At 36.4% G+C, this 19,942-nt stretch carries 22 protein-coding genes; 1 reads left to right on the top strand and 21 read right to left on the bottom strand.

Annotated elements, in window-relative coordinates:
* Positions 1-69: 69 nt before the first annotated feature.
* The 10 genes from acpP to D9842_RS03935 form a co-directional block, all read right to left on the bottom strand.
* A complete protein-coding gene (gene acpP / locus D9842_RS03980; protein ID WP_026559383.1) occupies positions 70-303 on the bottom strand; it encodes an acyl carrier protein in 234 nt (77 codons plus the stop codon).
* 117 nt (positions 304-420) lie between these two features.
* A complete protein-coding gene (gene fabG / locus D9842_RS03975) occupies positions 421-1,161 on the bottom strand; it encodes a 3-oxoacyl-[acyl-carrier-protein] reductase (RefSeq protein WP_098796264.1) in 741 nt (246 codons plus the stop codon).
* Positions 1,162-2,106 (bottom strand): ACP S-malonyltransferase, encoded by a 945-nt coding sequence (fabD, locus tag D9842_RS03970; RefSeq protein WP_121661380.1) that lies wholly within the window; start codon positions 2,104-2,106, stop codon positions 1,162-1,164.
* A gap of 26 nt (positions 2,107-2,132) precedes the next feature.
* Entirely contained in the window at positions 2,133-3,128 is a 996-nt protein-coding gene (plsX, locus tag D9842_RS03965; RefSeq protein WP_121661379.1) for a phosphate acyltransferase PlsX, read from the bottom strand.
* Between the two features lie 9 nt (positions 3,129-3,137).
* The gene (gene fapR / locus D9842_RS03960) at positions 3,138-3,710 is read right to left on the bottom strand and encodes a transcription factor FapR (RefSeq protein ID WP_121661378.1); all 573 of its coding nucleotides are present in this window, start codon (positions 3,708-3,710) and stop codon (positions 3,138-3,140) included.
* Between the two features lie 163 nt (positions 3,711-3,873).
* Positions 3,874-5,922: an ATP-dependent DNA helicase RecG gene (gene recG, locus D9842_RS03955; RefSeq protein ID WP_121661377.1), complete on the bottom strand. Its 2,049-nt coding sequence runs from the start codon at positions 5,920-5,922 to the stop codon at positions 3,874-3,876.
* Between the two features lies 1 nt (position 5,923).
* Entirely contained in the window at positions 5,924-6,802 is an 879-nt protein-coding gene (gene sdaAA / locus D9842_RS03950; protein WP_121661376.1) for an L-serine ammonia-lyase, iron-sulfur-dependent, subunit alpha, read from the bottom strand.
* Positions 6,803-6,861: 59 nt separating this feature from the next.
* Positions 6,862-7,524 (bottom strand): L-serine ammonia-lyase, iron-sulfur-dependent subunit beta, encoded by a 663-nt coding sequence (sdaAB, locus tag D9842_RS03945; protein ID WP_121661375.1) that lies wholly within the window; start codon positions 7,522-7,524, stop codon positions 6,862-6,864.
* Between the two features lie 205 nt (positions 7,525-7,729).
* On the bottom strand, positions 7,730-9,397 hold the full coding sequence (locus tag D9842_RS03940) for a DAK2 domain-containing protein (RefSeq protein WP_121661374.1): 1,668 nt from the start codon (positions 9,395-9,397) through the stop codon (positions 7,730-7,732).
* Between the two features lie 17 nt (positions 9,398-9,414).
* Positions 9,415-9,777 carry an Asp23/Gls24 family envelope stress response protein gene (locus D9842_RS03935; protein ID WP_098796256.1) on the bottom strand — a complete coding sequence of 121 codons (363 nt, stop codon included), beginning with the start codon at positions 9,775-9,777 and terminating at the stop codon, positions 9,415-9,417.
* A 275-nt stretch (positions 9,778-10,052) separates the two neighbouring features.
* On the opposite strand from D9842_RS03935, the gene rpmB reads away from it, so the two are divergent.
* On the top strand, positions 10,053-10,241 hold the full coding sequence (rpmB, locus tag D9842_RS03930; RefSeq protein WP_098796255.1) for a 50S ribosomal protein L28: 189 nt from the start codon (positions 10,053-10,055) through the stop codon (positions 10,239-10,241).
* Between the two features lie 154 nt (positions 10,242-10,395).
* On the opposite strand, the gene spoVM is transcribed toward rpmB, so the two are convergent.
* From spoVM to def, 11 genes are all read right to left on the bottom strand, one after another.
* A complete protein-coding gene (gene spoVM / locus D9842_RS03925) occupies positions 10,396-10,476 on the bottom strand; it encodes a stage V sporulation protein SpoVM (protein WP_003328987.1) in 81 nt (26 codons plus the stop codon).
* A 146-nt stretch (positions 10,477-10,622) separates the two neighbouring features.
* The gene (locus tag D9842_RS03920; RefSeq protein WP_121661373.1) at positions 10,623-11,267 is read right to left on the bottom strand and encodes a thiamine diphosphokinase; all 645 of its coding nucleotides are present in this window, start codon (positions 11,265-11,267) and stop codon (positions 10,623-10,625) included.
* Between the two features lie 62 nt (positions 11,268-11,329).
* Positions 11,330-11,509 carry a hypothetical protein gene (locus tag D9842_RS03915; protein WP_121661372.1) on the bottom strand — a complete coding sequence of 60 codons (180 nt, stop codon included), beginning with the start codon at positions 11,507-11,509 and terminating at the stop codon, positions 11,330-11,332.
* Positions 11,510-11,587: 78 nt separating this feature from the next.
* Positions 11,588-12,244 (bottom strand): ribulose-phosphate 3-epimerase, encoded by a 657-nt coding sequence (gene rpe, locus D9842_RS03910; protein ID WP_121661371.1) that lies wholly within the window; start codon positions 12,242-12,244, stop codon positions 11,588-11,590.
* Position 12,245: 1 nt separating this feature from the next.
* On the bottom strand, positions 12,246-13,130 hold the full coding sequence (rsgA, locus tag D9842_RS03905) for a ribosome small subunit-dependent GTPase A (RefSeq protein WP_121661370.1): 885 nt from the start codon (positions 13,128-13,130) through the stop codon (positions 12,246-12,248).
* Between the two features lie 110 nt (positions 13,131-13,240).
* Positions 13,241-15,235 (bottom strand): Stk1 family PASTA domain-containing Ser/Thr kinase, encoded by a 1,995-nt coding sequence (gene pknB / locus D9842_RS03900; RefSeq protein WP_121661369.1) that lies wholly within the window; start codon positions 15,233-15,235, stop codon positions 13,241-13,243.
* The gene (locus D9842_RS03895) at positions 15,229-15,984 is read right to left on the bottom strand and encodes a Stp1/IreP family PP2C-type Ser/Thr phosphatase (protein ID WP_121664934.1); all 756 of its coding nucleotides are present in this window, start codon (positions 15,982-15,984) and stop codon (positions 15,229-15,231) included. The genes pknB and D9842_RS03895 overlap by 7 nt, the downstream gene beginning before the upstream one ends.
* Positions 15,985-15,989: 5 nt before the next feature.
* The gene (rlmN, locus tag D9842_RS03890) at positions 15,990-17,111 is read right to left on the bottom strand and encodes a dual-specificity RNA methyltransferase RlmN (protein WP_121661368.1); all 1,122 of its coding nucleotides are present in this window, start codon (positions 17,109-17,111) and stop codon (positions 15,990-15,992) included.
* Positions 17,090-18,442: a 16S rRNA (cytosine(967)-C(5))-methyltransferase RsmB gene (gene rsmB / locus D9842_RS03885; RefSeq protein ID WP_121661367.1), complete on the bottom strand. Its 1,353-nt coding sequence runs from the start codon at positions 18,440-18,442 to the stop codon at positions 17,090-17,092. The genes rlmN and rsmB overlap by 22 nt, the downstream gene beginning before the upstream one ends.
* The gene (gene fmt / locus D9842_RS03880) at positions 18,411-19,370 is read right to left on the bottom strand and encodes a methionyl-tRNA formyltransferase (RefSeq protein WP_121661366.1); all 960 of its coding nucleotides are present in this window, start codon (positions 19,368-19,370) and stop codon (positions 18,411-18,413) included. The genes rsmB and fmt overlap by 32 nt, the downstream gene beginning before the upstream one ends.
* A gap of 5 nt (positions 19,371-19,375) precedes the next feature.
* Entirely contained in the window at positions 19,376-19,858 is a 483-nt protein-coding gene (gene def / locus D9842_RS03875; protein ID WP_121661365.1) for a peptide deformylase, read from the bottom strand.
* Between the last annotated feature and the right edge of the window lie 84 nt (positions 19,859-19,942).

Below are 19,942 nucleotides of genomic sequence, written 5' to 3'. Positions count from 1 at the left end.
ATTTTACTATTAAAAAATATGTAATAAAAGGGGGAAAGCCCCGTAAAAAATACGGGACTTTTATCAACATTACTGTTGGCTATTTATGTAGTTAACAGCGTCACCCACTGTACCGATTTTTTCTGCATCTTCATCAGAAATTTCCATATCGAACTCATCTTCAAGTTCCATAACAAGCTCAACTACATCAAGGGAATCTGCTCCAAGATCATCTTTAAAAGAAGACTCTAATTTTACCTCAGCTTCATCAACGCCTAAGCGGTCAACGATGATCTTTGTTACACGTTCTAATACATCTGCCATTTTCGTTCACCTCCCCTCAAGTATTATAGATGATTTTCAATTGAAAAACTAGGCTTCTCTAGTATTTTCAATAAAATTAACTTCCCACTCATAGATTTTAAAAATAGGGTGAGAAAATTACATAACCATTCCGCCATTTACATGCAACGTCTGGCCTGTTATATATTTGCTTTTTTCAGAAGCAAGGAATGTTACCACATTAGCAATATCACTAGGTTCACCTAAAGTTGCAAGTGGTATCTGTTTTAATAAATCTGCTTTTATATCTTCATTAAGCTCATCTGTCATGTCAGTAGTAATAAATCCAGGGGCAACTGCGTTTACAGTAATGTTCCTTGAAGCCAGTTCTTTTGCTGTTGTTTTTGTTAAACCAATAACCCCAGCCTTCGCCGCTACATAGTTAGCTTGTCCAGCGTTTCCACTTACCCCAACAACAGAGGTAATATTGATGATCCGACCATTTCTTTGCTTCATCATTTGTCTTGTTACAGCTTTCGTACAAAGGAAAACACCTTTTAAGTTTGTGTCAATAACGTCATCCCATTCAGAATCTTTCATTCTCATTAAAAGATTATCTCTTGTGATTCCAGCATTATTTACTAGAATATCTAATTGACCGAACTCATTTAATACTTCTTTAATCATAGCTTGAACTTCGTCACCATTTGAAACATCAGCTTTAATGGCAATTGCATTTCCACCATTTGCTTTGATTTCATCGACAACTTCATTTGCTTTCGCTTCATTTCCAGCATAATTCACGGCAATGCTTGCTCCATTACTCGCAAGATCCAATGCGATTGCTTTACCAATTCCACGAGAAGCTCCGGTTACAAGAGCAACTTTATTCTCCAACATTTATTGTTCCTCCTTAAGCTTTTCTACAGTAGCTTGTAATGACTCAAGATCAAAAACGTTGTGAATCGTTGCAGAGCGGTCAATTTTTTTCACTAATCCTGTTAATACCTTACCAGGCCCTACTTCTATGAACGTCGTCACACCATTTTCTATCATTGTTCTTACTGATTCTTCCCATCTTACAGGAGAGTATAACTGCTTTACTAGTAAGTCTTTCATTTCTTTACTATCTCTCACCGGCTTAGCTGTTACGTTTGCTATAACTGGGATAGATGCATCTTGGAAGCTTAATTGAGATAATACGTCTTGAAACTTATGTGCCGCAGGTTTCATTAATTCAGAATGAAACGGACCACTAACTACAAGTGGAATTGCTCTTTTTGCTCCATTTTCTTTTGCAAGTGCTGAAGCTTTTTCAACTCCTTCAGCCGTTCCTGAAATAACGATTTGACCTGGACAATTTAAGTTAGCTAGTTGTACCGAGTTACCTTCATCAGAAACCTTAGCTGTTACTTTTTCTAATTCTTCAGCTGACATGCCTAAAACAGCTGACATAGCTCCTTGTCCTGCCGGGACCGCTTGATCCATATATTCTCCACGCTTTTTAACAGCATAAACTGCATCTTCAAAAGGAAGTACACCTGCTGCAACAAGCGCTGAGTATTCACCAAGACTATGTCCAGCAACATAATCTGCTTGGATATTAAATTGGTTGAAATAGTTTAATATCGCAATGCTTGTTGTTAGGAGAGCCGGTTGAGCATTATAAGTCAAAGTTAATGTATCTTGTGGTCCATCAAAAATAAGTTTTGATAATTCTTGACCTAATCGTTCATCAGCTTTATCAAAAATTTCTTTAGATGATTCTACTTCTTCAAAAAAGTCTTTTCCCATCCCAACAGTCTGTGAACCTTGACCAGGAAATAAAAAAGCGATTTTTGTCATGAAAGTGTTCCCCCATTTCTATCCTGTTAATCTTCTTTATTCATATTTTTAAGCGATGCATAAATTGTCTCAGCAACATCATAAGACACCATATCTTTAGTTTGTCGAATTGCATTGTATATTGCATTAGCATCTGATGAGCCGTGTGCTTTTATTACTGGTGCCTTAAGGCCAAAGAGCGCAGCACCACCGTACTCTGAATAGTCCATCTGTTGTTTTATTGTTTTTAGCTGGGGCTTTAAGATACCTGCAGCAATTTTAGACTTAAGGTTACTCGTTAAAGCTGATTTAAGCATAGAAAAAACAGAGAGAGCTGTACCCTCAATTGTCTTTAAAGCGATATTACCAGTAAACCCATCTGTTACAACAACATCTGCAACGGACTCCATTAAATCTCTTGATTCAACATTTCCTACAAAATTTAAATCTGTTTGTTTTAAAAGCTCATAAGTTTGTTTTGTTAACTCATTTCCTTTTTTATCTTCTGTACCTACATTTAACAAACCAACACGTGGATTTTTAACTCCACGAACTTTCTCAACATATATAGAACCCATTATTGCATATTGCAATAAATGTTCCGGCTTTGCGTCTACATTTGCACCAACATCTAAAAATAAAAAACCTTTTCCATTTAATGTTGGCAAAGTTGGCGATAAAGCAGGTCTTTCTATGCCCTCAATTCGACCAACAACAAAGAGGCCTGCTGTCATCAGTGCTCCCGTGTTCCCAGCAGAAATACAACCATCTGCCCTTCCCTCTTTCACTTCATTTGCCATCAAAACCATCGACGCATTTTTCTTCCGTCTAACCGCGCGAACAGGCTCATCAGTAGCTTCTATCACTTCATCTGTATGTAAAATTGAGATTCGTGTGGAATCTGTTAAGTATGTTTTAATTTTATCTTCTTGTCCTATTAATGTTACTTCTAAATCTGGAAAAACAGTGATAGCTTTCATTACTCCTTCTACAACTGCTTGTGGTGCATTGTCTCCACCCATCGCATCAATTGCGAGCTTCATTTATGTAACCTACCTTTGTGTTGGATTTGAGCGATACATTTCGAACTCACCCGAAAACACTAATTCATTGCCCACAAAGCTGTTCACTTCTACTAATGTTCGTCTTTGTTCGGGATCATTTTTTACTATTTTAGCCTTGGCAATGACACGTTCATTTTCTTTAACTTGTGTGGTAAATCGAATATTTGCTTTCGCTGTTAAAGCAAGCTCATCATTTATCATAGCAACCGCTAACGAATTTGCTTGTGCAAAAAGATGATGTCCCCGCGCGATTTGATTTCTACTAAAAACATGTTCTTTTTTTATTTCTAGCATTGAGATCGCAGAATGATCAAGCTGAAGGTCGATAATTTCACCAATAACTTCTTCAATCGGCAGCGCTTTTACCTCATCATCTAGTTTCTTTTCCGCTACATGTTTTATTCGTTCTCTTAATTCAGGAATTGATAGCTCTAACCTATCTAAACGGATTGTTTGAATACTCACTTGAAATTTTTCCGCTAATTCTTCATCTGTTATGAATGGGGTGATAGCAATTGTTTCTTGTAATAATGACTGTCTTTCTTTCTTATTCTTCCTCATTATGTATACGACACCGTCCGAACTATTAAGACTAGGTACTAATAGTAGTATATATATAAAGAAAACAGATTGCAAGTCATTGCAATCTGTTTTCTAAAAAGTATTGTAGTCCTAACTCTATTATATGCAGTGTTTCTACTTTTGATATTTATAGAGCAAGAGTTTAATCTAATTTTTCACCATCCAATACTCCCGAGTTAGTAAGGTAGTTTCTTAAAGCCTCATATTGATTTCCCTTCCAAAATTCCTCCGAACCTACAAGTTCAACTGCATCCTGCCTTGCTACTTCCAAAGCTCTATAATCATGAACCATATCTGCAACCTTAAAAACAGGAACACCACTTTGCTTTTTTCCGAAAAAATCACCAGGGCCTCTAAGCTCAAGATCTCGCTCAGAGAGAACAAAACCATCATTTGTTTCAGTCATTATTTTCATTCGTTCTTTCCCCGTTTCCGACTTAGGATCAGCTAACAAAATACAATATGACTGATCACTTCCTCTTCCAACCCGACCACGGAGTTGATGGAGTTGAGATAATCCAAAACGTTCCGCATCATAAATAACCATAGTGGTAGCGTTTGGTACGTTTACACCAACTTCAACAACAGTCGTTGACACAAGAATATGAACCTCGTTTTGACTAAAACTCCTCATTACTTCATCTTTTTCATCAGAGCTTAACCTGCCATGCATAAGACCTACTTTATAACGACCTCTATAGTGTTGAGTGAGCATACTATGAACATCAAGAGCATTTTGGACATCTAACTTATCAGATTCTTCAATAAGCGGACAAATAACATAAGCCTGCCGCCCTTTTGAAACTTCCTTTTCAATAAAGGCTAATATACGTTCTAGCATATCAGGCTTTACCCAGTAGGTTTCGATTGTTTTCCTTCCTGCTGGTAGTTCATCTATAATTGAAACGTCCATTTCCCCAAAGGCAGTTATCGCTAATGTCCGAGGTATTGGTGTAGCTGTCATAAATAATACATCGGTCTGTTCACCTTTTTCTCTTAGCATCCGCCTTTGTTCAACTCCAAAACGGTGTTGTTCATCTGTAATAACAAGTCCAAGTTTACGGAACGTGAGATCATCTTGAATAAGCGCATGTGTCCCAATTAATAAATTTATTTCATTGTTTGCCACTCTTTCTAGTAAGTCTCTTCTTTTCTTTCCTTTAACTGAACTAGTTAACAAAGCGACTGATACTCCAAAAGGCTCAAACAATTGAAAAAGTGACTCAGCATGCTGTTCAGCTAGTATCTCGGTAGGTACCATTAACGCACTTTGGTAACCAGACAAGAAGGCTGCATAGATTGCAATAGCAGAAACAACCGTTTTTCCGGAACCAACATCCCCTTGCAACAGCCGATTCATTCGATAAGGTGAAGTCATGTCACTTAGAATTTCATTTACAACACGTGTTTGGGCATTTGTTAATGGAAAAGGTAAAGAATCAAGAAAAACCTTATGCTTTTCTTTAGAGAATTGATGAACAACCCCCTTCGATTGTTCTCGCTGAACCTTCCTTAGCGTCTGCATTTTAAGTTGAAATAAAAGAAACTCTTCATAAACAAAGCGTCTTCTCGCTTGTTTAAGGTCCTCTTTTTCCTCAGGTATGTGAATGGTCTTAAGTGCCTCTTTTCTTGTCATTAGCTTGTATTTATTAAGTAAATGATCAGGCAAGAGCTCAGTAACACCTTCAAGATAATCTTTAAGGGCAATTGAAACAAATTTTCTTATTCCTTTTACTGTTAATTTTCCTTTAACAGAATAAACAGGTTCAATTCCTGATACATCTTGTTTTGGGCCAAATAAAAGATTAGATACTGTAATCGTTTGTCTATGTTTGTCCCATTTCCCTGTAACTGTAACCGTCGCATCAATAGAAAGTTTATTTTTAAAGTAAGGACGATTAAAACAAACAACTGACAGCAAATATCGTCCTACTAACAATCGGAACGTAAGACGTGACCTTTTTTTACCGAAGAACTGGAGAGAAGGCTCACTATGAACTCTTCCCTCAACAGTAACACGTTCCTCATGCTTTACATCCTCTAAATCTTTTAAACTATTATCATCATATCTATATGGAAAATATTCAAGAAGGTCATGAATCGTGTAAATTCCAACATCATTTAGTACTTCCTCTGTTTCACTACCAACACCCTTTAAGTTGGTAATAGGATCCAATAACATATTTTTCACGTCACTTTTGCGAGTCTCCAAAAATTTCCCTTTTGAGCTTTTGACCTGTCGGAGTCGCAGCTAACCCCCCTTGTGCAGTTTCTTTTAATGCTGTAGGCATCGTTTGCCCAATTCGATACATGGCATCAATTACTTCATCACATGGAATTCTACTTGTAATACCTGCTAATGCCATATCAGCGGCAATCATTGCATTAGCAGCACCCATTGCATTTCTTTTTACACAAGGGACCTCCACTAATCCTGCAACAGGGTCACAAACTAATCCGAGCATATTTTTCAATGTTATCGCCATAGCATGTGCAGCTTGTCTTGGAGTACCACCAGCCATCTCAACAATTGCTGCAGCAGCCATTCCTGAAGCAGAGCCTACCTCTGCTTGACAACCTCCAGCAGCACCAGAAATGGAAGCATTGTTCGCCACAACAAAACCAAATGCACCTGAAGTAAAAAGAAATTCAATCATTTCTTTTCTCGTTGGCTTCAGCTTTTCTTTTACAGCAAAAAGTGTACCAGGTACAACACCAGCGGAACCAGCTGTGGGCGTGGCACAAATTGTCCCCATTGCAGCATTCACTTCATTAGTTGCAACAGCCTTACTTACAGCGTCTAAAATTGTATCTCCGGAAAGAAAGTTACCCTTCTCAAGATAAGATTGTAAGAGCACCGCATCTCCACCAGTTAAACCAGAGTGAGACTTTACTCCTGACAGCCCTTTTTCAACGGCTTGTTCCATTACTTCTAAGTTCTTTTCCATCTGTAATAAAACATCTTCTCGAGTACGATCTGTCACTCTACACTCTTGTTCAATCATGATCTCTGCGATTTTTACCCCTTTACTTTCCGCTAATCCAACTAGTTCTTCTACGTTACGGAACATGATGATATCCCCCTCATTTTGTCATAGTTGTATAAAAATATCATCTACTCTTGTTTTTGTTAATCATCAATTCTTGTTACTTGTAATATATTTGTTAATCTTTTTAATTCTTCAATTACTTCATTTGTAATGTTCTGATCTGTTTCAATTGTCATTAAAGCAAGCTGACCAACTTCTTTTCTGGACACATCCATATGCCCAATATTTATTTCATATTTTGCCAATACATTGGCTACTGCAGCAATTACACCAAATCGATCGTTATGCACAACCAATAAAGCTGGGTGATTTCCTGATAATTTTAATTCAAAACCATTTAGTTCAGTTATTTCAATCTTTCCTCCACCTATAGAAATACCAACTAATTCAAACTGTCCATAGTCATCACCAATAATAAGTCGAGCTGTGTTCGGATGGTCTGCGACTGCTTCTTCTTCTATAAACGTTATCTTAATGTCTTTCTCTTTAGCTATTTCTAATGACGATTTTATTCTTTCGTCAAAGGTATCAAAGTCAAGCAAGCCACCTACAATAGCAACATCTGTACCGTGCCCCTTATAGGTTTTAGCAAAAGAGTTGTAAAGGGAAATGATTACCCATTTAGGTTCACGTCCAAACAACGTTCGTGCAACACGTCCAATTCTTGCCGCACCGGCTGTATGTGAACTCGACGGACCGATCATAACAGGTCCAATTATGTCAAAAACACTTCTATATTTCATTAGACACACTCCCCCTATATGCACTGGTATTGTTAAAGCTAGTTACTCTTTTTTCATATGATTCTTGTAACTTTAGTTTAACAGATTTTTTAAAAAACACTATTATATCAAGAAAATCAAGAAAAAATGGACTATTCTAATAAATGCAAATCTCTTTTCGAACAAAAAACAAAGAAAACCCGGCTAATAAGCCGGGTTTTCTTATTTATTCAACAGAGAAAATATAGGAATAAAGTGGTTGTTCTCCTTTATGAACTTCAATTTCTACATCTTCAAACTGTTCTTCAGCAAATGCTAGAAGCTGCTCGACTTCTTCATCACTTACATCCTCTCCTTGAATGATTGTTAAAATTTCATCATCTTCTGTAATCATTTCAGAAAGGAGTTTTTTAGATGCCGAAAGCTGTTCACGATCAGTGACAACAATCTTCCCATTGGATATTCCCATAAAATCGCCTTTTGCAATATCAAGTCCATCAATGTTCGTATCACGAACTGCATAAGTAATTTGACCGCTCTTAACATTACCTAATGCTTCCGACATAATTCGCCCGACTTCTTCAGGCTCAACCGAAGGATTGAAAGAAAGTAAAGCAGCCATTCCTTGTGGCACAGTTTTGGAAGGAACAACAATCACATTCTCTTCCACTACAGATGCCGCCTGTTGAGCGGCCATCACAATGTTTGAGTTATTAGGTAAAATGATAATATTTTCAGCATTCACATCATGAATAGCCTTAACAATATCCTCTGTACTTGGATTCATTGTTTGGCCACCTTCAATAACTTCATTAGCACCAATGCTTTTGAATAATTCAGCAATACCTTTTCCCATTGACACTGTTATAATGCCGTATTTATTCTTTTCTTTCTTAATTTTCTGTTCAGGATGAACTTGTGGTTTTTCACCTACAATATCAGTATGTTGCTGACGCATATTTTCAATTTTCATATTGATAAGGTTTCCATATTTCTGACCATATGACAGAACCTCACCCGGATGTTCAGCATGTATATGTACTTTAGCTAATTCATCATCAGCAATCACTAATAAAGAATCACCAAAATGACTTAAATCTTGACGAAACGTTTCTTCGTTAAAAGGCGTTTTCCCAGTTTCAAAGCGTACCATAAATTCCGTACAATATCCGAATTCAATATCTTCCGTGTTTATATGACTTTGTACACTTTTGTGATGCTCTGCATTAACAAGCTCATCCATAGTAGGTGTAGCCACATTTGTTGTATCAAGTTTTTCACCCTTTAGAACTGCAAGAAATCCTTCATAAACAAACACAAGGCCCTGTCCACCACTATCAACCACTCCTACCTCTTTTAATACAGGAAGTAGATCTGGAGTACGCTTTAATGATGCTTCAGCTTCTTTCAATGTAATTTCCATAAGTTTCACAATTGAGGTTTCATTTTGTGCTGCAGCTACAGCAGCTTTAGCTGCATCTTTTGCTACAGTTAAAATTGTCCCTTCAACAGGCTTCATTACCGCTTTATATGCAGTATCTACACCCGCTTGAAGTGCTGCAGCAAATTCACTTGCATTAATGCTTGCTTTCGATTCAATAAACTTCGAAAAGCCTCTAAATAATTGTGATAGAATAACGCCGGAATTTCCACGGGCACCCATTAATAAGCCTTTCGAAAGCGCATTACCAGTTTTTCCAATATGAGCAGAAGGATTATTTCTTACCTCTTTTGCTCCTGATGTCATGGATAGGTTCATATTTGTTCCAGTGTCGCCATCAGGAACTGGAAAAACGTTTAACGCATCGACTAATTTCGAATTATTCGATAGGTGGTTAGCACCTTGCAAGATCATTTCTGCAAATTGCTTACCATCTAAAGTTGTAATAGACACAGGTAGTTTCCTCCTTACTATGGGTTCGCTACACGAACACCTTGTACAAAAATATTTACAGAATCAACAGCAAGTCCAACCGTCTGATCTAACGTATACTTAACTTTCGTTTGAACGTTATGCGCGACTTCAGAAATTTTTGTACCATAGCTGACAATAATATACATATCAATATTAATTGAATCGTCATCTTGACGTACGATTACGCCTCTGCTAAAGTTCTCTTTTCTTAGGATATCCGTAAGACCGTCTTTTATTTGATTCTTTGAAGCCATTCCTACAATACCATAGCAGTCGATCGCTGCTCCGCCTGCAACAGTTGCAATGACCTCGTTGGAAATATCGATTTGTCCGTACTTTGTTTTTAATTCAATGGACATGTTTGTTCCCCCTTTGGAATTGTTCGCACTGGCTTTTATTATTTTACTATAAGCATACCCATTTTAAAAGTGATTATAAAATCCTAGTAATTCATACAACCTTTATTATTATACAACATTACTTAAATAACTATGTCAAGGAAAAATTCTTGAAAGACTAACGTTGAAGTATTGCAATCTCATTTGAGTTGTGATAAATTATTAAAGTATCTCATGGCAATGTACATGATTAACGTAAAATATGTAAGGTTTTTTTGTAGTAAGGAGGGAATAACATGGCACGTAAATGCGTTGTTACTGGTAGAAAAACTCGCTCAGGTAATGCACGTTCACACGCGATGAACGCTAACAAACGTACTTGGGGCGCAAACCTTCAAAAAGTTCGCATCTTAGTTAACGGTAAACCAAAAAGAGTATATGTATCTGCTCGCGCTTTAAGATCAGGTAAAGTTGAGCGAGTTTAATTTATATTAAGCTCTCTCTATATGGATGTTAACTTTAACATTCTATAAAACAATCCAGTTAAAATAAAGCCGCATTCTGCAGCTTTGTTTTTTCTTTTATAGAGAAAACACTGGATTAAGAAAAAAAGCACCGATAATCACGGTGCTTTTTTTCTTAATCTTTTTTAAACGAACCGAGCATTGCTCGAACTATTCCTCCTAAAAACTTCGGTAACTTAATCGTATAAAATTTCATTGTTTCCCTCCTCAACCAAATCTTAAACAAGTCTTCATGCTTGTTCAAAGGTGCTCAAGCGTCATAATAAAATAAATCATTTCTTTAAATTATATTCATACTCTGTAAAAAAATGACGCTATCCCCTATTGTCTTTTACCAACAATTTAATCTCGGCTTCTTATCATTATTAATATGCCGTCTAGGAAAGAAAAAGTACCTACTTCATAAATGAGTTCATTACTAATACATAATGTTGATCCAAGCCTAATATGACAATTTTTTAAAGGATATTTAAATCCTTCAAGTGTCAGGCCTATGACATCAGGGGTTAAGGCGATAAAAGAAATATAACGTAATTCATTTTTCCTCTTTACTTTATATGTTCCTGGGCCATAGAGCGTGATATGATTTTGACGATCAATCAATTTAATTTTTGATAGAGTAGAGGGTGATTTAATAAGGAGATACAAATTTGCAAGCATATGATCAATTCGTCCACCAGTGGCTCCAAAAAGATATATTCGGTCTGGTTTTTGATTAATTGCCCATTCTAGAGCTATTTCAGTATCTGTTTGATCTTTTTCGGCAGGATATGTAGATAAATGTGGAAGATCCTTTTTCAACCTTTTATGTTCTTCACTCGAAATGGAATCAAAGTCTCCAAACGCATTTGCAGGTGTTAATCCTGCTTCTTCAATATAACGGACACCTCTATCTATCCCCACCCACATTATTTCTCTTTGATTATATATTGTTAAGTCAGCAAGATTTTCCTTGGGACCTCCTGCTACTAGTGCTATTGTTTTCATTTTATCTCCTCACTACGAAAAAAGTCTGGCATGCGAAATGCCAGAACTCCTTTTCTTTCATTCTATTGCATATTATCATCATAATCATATCTAAAACCATCATGCTGAGCGTCCGTACTAACGCTTTTAAGCCTTTGTAATACTGATTCATACTGAGAAATTTCCTCATAATCTGAACTATTTTGTAAAGCAACCTTTAACGCTTGTTCAATTATGGCAACATCTTCCCTTAAAATATTCACTCTGCCCCCTCCTATCACTTAGCAGTCTACTGTAATAGGATGAGTTTCCTTGAGTTATTTTATGACGGGTTTTTGTTCTTAAGATAGAACTGCTTGCTTAAGACTTTGTATTGCAGCCTGACGGTCCGGCTTATTGTAAATAAAAGAACCGGCAACTAAAACATTTGCTCCTGCAGCAACACATTGCTTAGCTGTTTCTTCATTAATCCCGCCATCAACCTCGATATCAACCGAAAGGTTCTTTTCTTTAATCATATCAGCTAATGCCTTTATCTTAGGTAAGACTTGCGGAATGAATGATTGACCACCGAAGCCTGGATTAACTGTCATGAACAATACCATATCAATATCCTCAAGAATGTGTAATATTAACTCAATTGGCGTATGTGGATTTAACACAACACCAGCTTTTATACCTTCAGACTTAATAAGTTGAATTGTTCGGTGCAGATGTTTAGAAGCTTCTACATGAACAGTGATGATGTCGGCTCCTGCACGGACAAATTCTTTAATATACAAATCAGGTTGTTCAATCATTAAATGAACGTCTAAAGGAAGCTTTGTTACGGGTCTTATAGCCTCGACAATAAGTGGCCCAATCGTAATGTTAGGAACAAAGTGGCCGTCCATCACATCAACATGAATATAATCTGCACCTCCCTTTTCTACATCTTTGATTTCCTCTCCCAATTTAGCAAAATCTGCCGATAAAATGGATGGAGCAATTTTTATCATATTAATACCTCGGCTTTCTATCTTTTATCTCTTCTACGAATGTTAAGTAATGCTCATATCGGTATTGTGGAATTTCTCCTTTTTCAACAGCCTCTTTTACTGCACATTTTGGTTCTTTGACATGGGTGCATCCTCTGAATTTACAGCTACTACTTCGTTCACGCATCTCCGGGAAACAGTATGAAAGATCTTCTACCTCAATACCTGTAAAATCTAATGAGCTAAAACCAGGAGTATCTGCTACAAAACCTGTACCTACTGAAATAAGTTCAACATGTCTTGTTGTATGCTTTCCTCGACCTAAATGGGAAGAAATATCATTCGTTTTCAATTCTAGATCAGGTCTTAATACATTTAATAAAGAAGATTTCCCCACCCCTGATTGACCTGCAAAAACTGAAATATGGTCATTTAAATATGGTAACAGATCATTTTCAACTGTTGATTCGACCGTTGAGGTTAATAAGACGGTATAGCCTGCATTTTCATAATCTTTTGCATAAGACTGAACTTCTCCTCTTATTTTTTCAGAGGATATAAGATCTGTTTTACTAATAACAATGAGTGGAATAATCTCATTTGCTTCAATGAGTACAAGAAATCGATCAAGAAGCGTTGTACTAAAATCAGGCTCTACTGCAGAAAATACAAGAATAGCCTGGTCAACATTACAAATAGGTGGTCTTACAAGTTCATTTTTTCGTTCAAAGACTTCAAGAATATATCCTTCCAAGTCATTTTCAGCTTGATATTTTACCTCGTCGCCTACAAGAGGTGTAATCTTATTCTTCCTAAAGACACCCCTACCTCTACACTGAACTAATTTCTCTTGATCTTGAACATAGTAAAAACCACTAAGAGCCTTCACAATTTTCCCTTGTGGCATGGATAACCTCCTTGGATGTGTTCCGATAAATTATAGTGCATATTTACTAAAGGCTATGCAAACATTAAAAAAACTCTTTGCTAGTTAGAATTCTCAATCGTCGTTAATTTCTATTCCTCTGGATACGGAATAGTCTCAGTTATTACAATTTTATTATCCACAGTAATCTGATAAAAAGCTTTGTCATTTGGTGGGATTGTAAATTCTAATGTTTTTACCCGAGGACTAGTAATCGTAAAGGTTTCAAATACGTCTGAAATAGTGTGTTCTTCATCGTCGATTGAAATCTTCACTTCCAACTCTTTGCCCTCTTCTTCCGTTTCATAAGGAATTGTTACTGTTTTTGTTACTGTTTTAGAAGGCTTAGGCTCCGGGCCAAGAGAATAGACAACCTCTAATGTTGTTTCTTTTGGTACAACTTCTGTACCGGCCTTTGGACTTTGCCTGATGAGTGATCCTTTCTCCACTTCTGCAGAATACTCATCATCAACATTAACACTAAACCCTGTTTCTGAAATATATTTATTAACTTCTTCCTTTGTTTTCCCAACCAAATCCTCTATTTTTACTAGTTTCGGCCCTTTACTAACCGTAAATTCTACCACCGTGTCTTCTGGTACAACTTCTTCTCCTATTTCAGGATTTTGGGACAAAATGTTACCAGCAGGTTCAGTCTCACTGTATTCTTCCTTTACAACCTCTACTGTAAAGCCCTTCATTTCAAGAATAGAGGTAATACGGTCAATTTTTCTCCCTACATAATCCTCTAATACCACTTTTTCTTTTCCTATACTTTCATAGATTGTAATAGTAGAGCCTTCCTTGATGATTTCATTTGCCGTTGGTTCTGTTTTAATAACATACCCCTCTTCAACCTCTTCGTCTGTTACAAGCACTGGATCCGCCACTTCAAATCCACTATCAAGCAATATGTTTACAGCTTCTTCGTAGGACTTTCCTGTGACGTCCGGAACCTCAACATCCTTAGGAAGGAAAAAGGAAGGAATGATTGTAAAAGCAGCTATACCTGCAACAAGTAAAATCAAAAATACTGAAACGATAAAGGTAGCAAGCTTGCTTTTCTTCTTTTTCGGTTTCTTTTGCTTTTTTTCTTTTTTACCGTTGTCTTCCTGATTGAAATTATGAATATTCTCGTTAGTAACAGGTTTTCTGACAATGGTGTCTTCTACCTTATGTTCATTAAAGTTCTCATTTGTAATGATTGGTATAGCCTTGGTAGCTTCATCATCTTCAGGTATAGAAAAACGTTCCTCAGAAATTCTACTAACATCAAAGGCTGTTTCAAGATCCTTTTCCATTTCTTCTACTGAATCATAACGGTGAAAAGGATCCTTAGCCGTTGATCTTAAAATTATGTTTTCAATACTTTGAGGTATGTCAGGATTCCATCTTTTAGGGGATGGAGTTTCTGATTGCAAATGCTTAAGGGCAATTGAGATAGCTGATTCTCCATCAAACGGCAATCGTCCAGTTAATAACTCAAATAAAACAATACCAATAGAGTAAATATCTGATTTTTTATTAGCCAGTCCACCTCTAGCTTGTTCAGGTGATAAATAGTGAACCGAGCCTAATACCGAATTTGTTTGTGTTATGGTCGTTGAACTCAACGCTGTAGCAATTCCAAAATCTGTTACCTTCACATTTCCATGATGGTCAATAAGAATATTGTGCGGCTTTATGTCTCTATGAATAATTTGATTATCATGTGCATGCTGAATGGCCGATGCAATTTGCACCATAATATTCACTGCTTTTCTAGGATGAACTGGTGCAAACTGTTGTATGTATTGTTTTAAAGTTTGGCCTTCTACGTACTCCATAACAATATAATAAATACCGTCCTCTTCACCAACATCATATATACTAACGATATTTGGATGCGCCAAACTAGTTGCTGATTGTGCTTCTCTTCTAAATCGTTTAATAAATTCATCATCATTGGAAAAATCAAAGCGCAACACCTTCATTGCAACTTCGCGTTCTAGAATCATGTCTCGGGCTAGGTAAACGTTAGCCATGCCACCGCCACCTACAACTTCTAGAATTTTATAACGACCACTAATTCTTTTTCCTATTAGCACGGTTCTTCACCTAATTTATTTGTCGACTTTTTGAGCATGATAATGGAAATATTATCTTCCCCTCCATTATCATTTGCCATTTGTACTAAATGGTTTGCCGTATGAGACAAATCTTTAGAATGAAGTAACTCACGCTCCAAGGTTTCGTCAGATATTTTATTTGATAATCCATCAGAACAAAGCAATAGCACATCATTTTCCTCTAGTTCAATTGTTCTAACATCAAGATCAACCGTTTGTTCAGTTCCAAGTGCCCTTAAAAGAACATTTTTACGAGGATGATGTTCTGCATCTTCCTTAGAAATTTGACCTGATCTTACCAATTCGTTAACAAGTGAATGATCTTGGGTAACTTGCTTAAAGCCACTGTTATTTAAAAGGTAGCAGCGACTATCTCCGATATGACCGATGGTGGCAAAATTAGGTGTAACCAAGACTCCAACTATTGTTGTGCCCATTCCTTGACATTCCGAATTAGTTAGAGAATGCTCATAAACAGTTTTATTCACTTCTTTGACTTTTTCGGTTAACCAAGCTTCAGCATCACTTGGTCCATTAATTGTTGGGGCTTGTTCCCATAATTCCTTAAAAGTAGAGATTGTCATTTGACTTGCAACATCTCCAGCCAAATGACCACCCATACCATCTGCTACTATTGCTAATATCCCCGTTTCATTTTCAAACACGCCAACACTATCTTCGTTATGTTGTCTAACCTTTCCCCTATCAGTCAAAAAAATGTGTTCCAAAATGGTCACCTCGTCTCCTCTTTACGCTCCTTAGCTCGAAGTTGGCCACACGCTGCATCAATATCATGTCCTTGTTCTCTTCTAGTTGTCACATTAACACCGTGCTTTTTAAGCGTATCTTCAAATAGTTTGATTTGCTCTTTTGGTGTACGAACATAATTTCTTTCAGGTACATAGTTAACTGGTATTAAATTAATATGACATTTTAACCCTTTCACTAATTGTGCAAGTTCTTCAGCATGCTCTACCTGATCATTTTCTCCACCAAATAATCCATATTCAAAACTTACACGTCGTCCAGTCTTATCTACATAGTATCTTACTGCTTCCATAAGATCTGGTAGCTTGTATGCTTTATTAATCGGCATTAGTTTCGTTCTCAACTCAGTATTTGGTGCATGTAGAGAAATTGCAAAGTTAATTTGTAGCTTTTCATCAGCAAACTTATAGATTTTCGGAATAATTCCACTAGTAGAAACTGTAATGTGTCTAGCTCCAATATTTAAGCCTTTATCATGATTAATAATTTTCAAAAATGACATCATTTCATCATAATTATCAAAAGGCTCACCTATTCCCATAATCACTACATGACTGACACGCTCTTCAAATTCGTCAAGGGCTTGTTGAACTTTTACAACTTGAGCAACAATTTCACCAGCTTCTAAATTTCTTTTTAAACCACCTAAAGTTGAAGCACAGAATGTACAACCAATTCTACACCCAACTTGTGTAGTTACACATACAGAATTCCCATATTCATGTCTCATTAAAACCGTTTCAATAGAGTATCCATCATGAAGTTCAAAAAGAAACTTAATTGTCCCGTCTTTTGAAGTTTGTTGAATTAACGTATTTAATGTTGTTAAAGTAAAATTCTCACTTAATAGTGTTCTTAAGCTCTTTGAGAGATTTGACATATCCTCAAAGCTTGTTGCACGCTTTGTATAAAGCCATTCAAAAATCTGGTTCGCTCTGAACGCTTTTTCTCCATGATCTTTTAGCCAATCTTCAAGCTCATGAAGTTCTAAAGAATAAATGGATGGGTTGCTCTTCTTCTCTAAGTTGTCTTTTTTAATCCTCGTTGCTTTTGCTTGTTCCAATTTTAACCCTTCTTTCGTAAACATACTATATAAAATCCGTCTGTTCCAAAGTAATGTGGTAACAGTTGTACTTCTCCACCCTTAAAATATGGATGAAGTTTTTCAGGAAAATGATGAATTGCACCCTGATCAAGTTCAAACTCAGGATGATTTTTTAAGAATGATTGAATAACATCCGTGTTTTCTTCTCGGTCAATTGTACATGTACTATAAACTAACACACCATTACTTTTTAATAAAGGGGCAACAGCATGTAAGATATTTTTCTGTAACTCAGCAAGCTTTAGAACATCTTCAGGAGATTTTGTATATTTTATATCCGGCTTTCTTCGAATAACACCAAATCCCGAGCATGGCGCATCTACTAAAATTCGGTCAAACTTATCTTTTTCAAAACGGTCTCCTGCAAGTCTACTGTCTAAAGCCTCTGCTTGAATATTTGTTAAATCAAGTCGTTCTGCTTGTTGTTTAATTAGCTTTACTTTATGCTCATGTAAATCCAATGAGTGAACAGTACCTGTTCCTTCCATTCTTTCAGCTATATGAGTAGACTTTCCTCCAGGTGCAGCACAAGCATCTAAAACTGTTTCACCAATTTGTGGATTCAGCGCTCTTGCAACCAGCATTGAACTTTCATCCTGAATCGTTAAAAACCCTTCAGAGAACGCATCAGTCAAAGCAAGGTTTCCTTTTGTCCCTTTAATTGCATCAACTGCTAGATCACCATGTTCTACACTTACACCATTTTGGTTTAATGTCTTCATTAGTTCATCAACAGTCATTTTTGTTTGATTTACACGGGCAGTTTGTGATGGTGGTGTTAAATTAGCTTCACACATTTTTTCTGTTTCTTCATATCCATACTGATCTATCCACTTTTCTACTAACCATTTAGGGTGACTCGTTTTAATCGAAAGTCTTTCAACAGGATCAGCAATCTGATTTATATCTGATAAACCCTCTCTTTGTAGCGATCTTAGTACACCATTAACAAAAGAAGAGATTCCCTTATGACCTCTTTTTTTAGCAATTTCTACTGCTTCAAAAAAAATTGCTCGCTCAGGTACACGATCCAGATAAACCATTTGATAAACCGAGATGCGAAGCAAAATTCTTACCCACGCATCGATTTTTTTTGATTTCTTTAAAAAGTTCTCTAAATAATAATCAAGGGTATCTTTTCGTTGTAAAGTTCCATATACAATTTCAGTTAATAAAGAAATATCTTTTGTATTTACTTGATATTTCTTTATCATAGAATTTAAAAGTAAGTTACTATATGCTTGATTTTTCTCGATTTGAAGTAATGTTTCAACAGCCACATCACGTACGGTCATTTTGTTTTTCATCTTCATCGCCTAATTTCTCACCAACTGTCATTGTGGTCCCTCTTAAATAATCTTCCCCACGCATTCTTTTTTTACCTGAAGGTTGTAATTCCGTTATTTTTATCGCAGTATCATTTCCTGTTGCAACAACAAACCCATCTTGGTCAAATCCAATAATCGTTCCTGGTGTGGATTCATTTTTATTTACCACCTTCTCACTCCACCATATTTTTAATGGTTGATCTTGAAAGCTAGTAAACGCAACAGGCCATGGGTTAAGTCCTCTTATTTGGTTATATATTTCCTCTCCAGGCTTTGTCCAATCAATCTTTTCTTGTTCCCTTTTAATATTAGAAGCAAAAGTAGCTTTAGAATCATCTTGCTTTTGCGGTTCTATTTTTCCTTCTAATAGTGGTGGAATAGTATCTATTAAGAGCTTAACTCCTGCTTCACTAAGCTTGTCATGAAGAGTACCTACTGTATCCTTTTCATCAATTTCCACTTCAGCTTGTGTTAAAATATCGCCAGCATCCAGCTTTTCAGCCATATACATGATGGTAATACCTGTTTTAGTTTTCCCTTGTAAGATCGAATAATGAATTGGTGCTCCACCTCTTAATTCTGGTAATAGTGAAGCATGAACATTAATACATCCATGTTTAGGGGCTTCTAAAAGCTCTTTAGGTAAAATTTGGCCAAAAGCAGCTGTTACAATTAAATCTGGTTCCAATTCTAAAACAGTTTCAACTTCATGACGTATTTTTTCTGGTTGAAGAACCTTAATATTATGTTTTTCAGCTTCAACTTTAACAGGAGGAGGAGTTAATGTTTTCTTTCTTCCTTTTGGTCGATCAGGTTGAGTAACAACTCCTACAACATTATAGCCCTCTTCAACCAGACTTCTTAAAGCCGGAACAGAAAAATCAGGTGTTCCCATAAAAACAATTTTTGTCATTACGTTCATCCTTCCGCACTTTCAAGATCTTCTTCGTCTAAATATTTTTCTACTTTTGATGTAAATAAAATTCCCTCTAAGTGATCCATTTCATGTTGAATCGCCCGAGCAAGAAACCCTTCAGCCTCGATTACTTTCACTTTTCCTTTACGATTACATGTACGAACTTTTACATAATCCGCCCGGCTTACTTCGCCAAATAAACCTGGAAAGCTTAAACATCCTTCAGGACCTGTTTGCTTACCACGATGCTCTATTATTTCAGGGTTAATTAACTCGATTGTTCCGTGGTGATCATCTATATCAACAATCGCAATTTGTTGAGAAATGCCTATCTGTGGTGCGGCTAAACCTACCCCATCATTTTCTATCATGGTATCGTACATATCAGCTAAAAGCTTTGTTAATTTTTTATCAAAAACTGTTACTTTGTCACACGGCCTTTCTAATACCTCATCCGGAAACATAACAATTGGTTTTACAGCCAAAAAAATTCCTCCAAACGTTTACAGATCTTTATTAAAATTTAATTATGTATGGAATGGTAGAAACAGAGTATTTCTGAATTCAAC

Origin of the sequence: Metabacillus litoralis, assembly GCF_003667825.1 — a bacterium.
Taxonomy (GTDB): Bacteria; Bacillota; Bacilli; order Bacillales; family Bacillaceae; genus Metabacillus; species Metabacillus litoralis_B.
This window is presented reverse-complemented; position numbering and strand designations above follow the sequence as displayed.